Raw genomic sequence first — 2843 nt, forward strand, 5'->3', positions numbered from 1 at the left:
GCCTTGCTGGTAACGGTACTGAAGTCCCAGCTTGACATTCTGGCTTAAGGACTGAGATTCCTGCTGGGCGAGGGAAGCCATAATGGTAATCAGCACCTCGCCCTTGGCATCAAGCGTGTTGATTCCTTCCTTTTCAAAGTAAACAGGAATGTTCTGAGCTTTGAGCTGTCTTATGTATTTAAGGCAGTCCAAAGTATTTCTGGCAAAGCGGCTGATGGACTTGGAGATTACCATATCAATTTCACCGGCCATACAGGCTTCAATCATTCTGTTAAACTCGGTTCTGTTTTTTGTGTTGGTGCCGGAGATGCCGTCATCGGCATAGATCCCCGCAAGAGTCCATTTAGGATTATTGCTGATGTACTCGGTATAGTGCTCCACCTGAGTTTCATAACTGGTGGCCTGCTCATCAGTGTCGGTGCTTACACGGCAGTAGGCCGCAACGCGCAGTTTCGGAGTTTCTTCAATACAGGCTTTGCTTTTTGTTCTGTGCGGATCTGCCGGTATAATCTTTACGTTAGCCATTCGTTTTCTCCTTAACTCTAATCAGGGAGTATTGGTATTCAGCCACTTCAGCCGGAGTACCTTTGTGCAGGCTGTCCTTATCTGAAAAGAAGAATTCAGCCGGTGCGGTTTTGGGTACCTTCGGCTTAAGAAGATTGGTACGGCTTAACGCCTTCATACGTCGTTCCCTTTCCTGTAAAGTTCGAGAATAGGTTTCTTCATCAATGAGAGGCGGATAAAAATCGTCTCCCAGATAACGGCGGTTCTGCAGAATTCTGCTGACGGAGCTTGCCGGAAGCTTAAGACCGACTTTCTCCGCAGAGGCACACAGGGACATTCCATCAAGGTAATTACGGTAAAGTTCTCTGACAATTATGGCTTCTTTCTCATCAATAACCGCCTTGCCATTAACAATTCTGTAACCGAGAGCTGTATTCCTCATTCAATTTCCTCCTTTAGTGTAAGACCGCATTTAAGTTCAAAACTGATTTCGTTTCGGGTTACTGCAGTAATGCTGTTAACAAATCTGCTGAACACTTCGTCACTGAAGTCAGTGAGCATTTCGCTGTAAGATGCAAAGGCGATAAGCTCTGAGGTTTCTCTAATAACGGCGCATTCACCTTTGGAATTCTGTTTGATGGCGTTAAGCTCAGTCCTGCATCTTGCTGCTCTGGCTTTCAGTTCGTTGTTTTCCTGATTGAAAAGAACCTGGTCGATGCACCCCTGCGCCATCAGCATGGTGATGGTATTCTGCTGTTCGGCAATATCTGAAATCTGCTGTTCAAGAGCGCTGATTCTCTGCATATCCTTGTTTTCAGAGTTTCCCTTTAATGCTTTGAGGTAGGGCATCAGAATGGTCTCTTTGGCAAAGATGAGCTTGTTCATCATGGTTAAAAATGCAAACTTTACCGTCTCATCCCTGACGAACTTCATGGAGCATCTGCTTTTGTCTCTGAGGTGGGTACTGCAGCACCATGCAGAATAACTTCTGCTTGATAAGGAATGGTGAATTCGGTGTTTGAAAATACCGCCGCATTCTCCGCAGACGATTTTTCCTGACAGGGCGCTGCGGTCTAAGAATTTTGCTTTTGCTCCCGGTATGCCTTTTTCTGAAGCTCGCTGAGCAATAATGGTGGCAACTGCTTCAAAATCCGCTCTGCTGATAATGGCTTCATGGTGACCATTGCTCCGGTATCTAGTTAGATAGCCTTTGTTGAGGTGCCGGCTGAAGGAGTCATCCGTAAAGGTTTTCTGAAAAACCGCATCTCCGATGTAAAATTCATTTCTCAGAATCCAGAATACCGTTGTAGAGCTCCATTCATTTTTTCGTATGGGCGGAACTCCATCACTGTTTAACCCCTTTGCGATGGTATAAGCTCCTTTGCCAGCCAAGGCTTCGGCAAAAATACGTTTTATAATCTCTGCCTCATCAGGAATTATGACAATGTCTTCACCTTCTCTTTTGTAGCCGTAAGGTAAAGAGCTTGATTTGAAGGTTCCGTTCAGAAACCTCCGCTCCAAACTCCATTTGCTGTTATTTGAAATTGAGCGTGATTCATCCTCGGCCATTGAGCTGAGAATTGACAGAATAAGCTCTCCCTCCATCGAACCGGTATTCAGATTTTCCTTCTCGAAGTAAATCGGAATGTTGAGCCTCAAAAGACTTCTCACCAAATCAATACAGTCCGTGGTGTTTCTTGAAAATCTGCTGATAGACTTGGTAAGGATATAATCAATCTTTCCTGCCCGGCAGTCTGCCGTTTCTTGAAAATCTGCTGATAGACTTGGTAAGGATATAATCAATCTTTCCTGCCCGGCAGTCTGCCGAATTCCCTTATTCTCCAAGTCGTCTGTACAACACTAACAAGGAATTGTTTGATGAAGATTCTAAGTGGAGGAAAGATGAGCAGTAACAAAATTGATGAGCAGACACATTGGCTGTTCAATCGTACTTATGGTGTTAGTTCCAACGAACAACGTAAAGAAACAAGGGAGAAAGTAAAACAGCAAATATCTGAATTTGGATGGAAAAAAACATTTGAAAGTTGGATAAACTATCTTTTTACTGAATGTAAAACCCCCGAATCCGCAATCAATTTTGCAAATTTGTTCTGGAGTTATGGAGGTCAGGATCATCCTGTCATCGAACCATATAAATTCTTAGGTTATTTTTACTATAGGATTGATTTTGACACTGAGAAGTATGACGAGCTCGGAATACTTGACAGCCTTGCAATAGATCTCTTACCAAAGGCTGGATATTCCTATGCTGATCGGTTAATTAACGATGAGTATATTCCAGAACTTGATCCTAAGATAATTGCTCAAGTTGAGGCATA

Annotated in this window: 4 protein-coding genes; 1 reads left to right on the plus strand and 3 read right to left on the minus strand. The window is 43.6% G+C overall.

Going from position 1 to position 2843, the window contains the following annotated elements; genetic code table 11:
- The 3 genes from QZU45_RS12175 to QZU45_RS12185 all read right to left on the minus strand — a co-directional run.
- On the minus strand, nt 1-525 hold a 525-nt coding region (locus tag QZU45_RS12175), incomplete at its 3' end, for a recombinase family protein (RefSeq protein ID WP_295355676.1).
- Entirely contained in the window at nt 518-946 is a 429-nt protein-coding gene (locus tag QZU45_RS12180) for a hypothetical protein (protein ID WP_294495879.1), read from the minus strand. The genes QZU45_RS12180 and QZU45_RS12175, both read right to left, overlap by 8 nt.
- Entirely contained in the window at nt 943-2307 is a 1365-nt protein-coding gene (locus QZU45_RS12185) for a recombinase family protein (RefSeq protein WP_295355679.1), read from the minus strand. Before QZU45_RS12185 ends, QZU45_RS12180 begins: the two co-directional genes overlap by 4 nt.
- A gap of 75 nt (nt 2308-2382) precedes the next feature.
- On the opposite strand from QZU45_RS12185, the gene QZU45_RS12190 reads away from it, so the two are divergent.
- A partial coding sequence (locus QZU45_RS12190; protein WP_295355681.1) for a hypothetical protein occupies nt 2383-2843 on the plus strand: 461 nt, incomplete at its 3' end.

The sequence above is a fragment of the uncultured Succinivibrio sp. genome, assembly GCF_902756765.1.
Classification (GTDB): Bacteria; Pseudomonadota; Gammaproteobacteria; order Enterobacterales; family Succinivibrionaceae; genus Succinivibrio.

Coding starts and splice junctions, on each gene's coding strand:
- QZU45_RS12180 (WP_294495879.1), bottom strand. CDS start 946: ATGAGGAATACAGCTCTCGGTTACAGAATTGTTAATGGCAAGGCGGTT.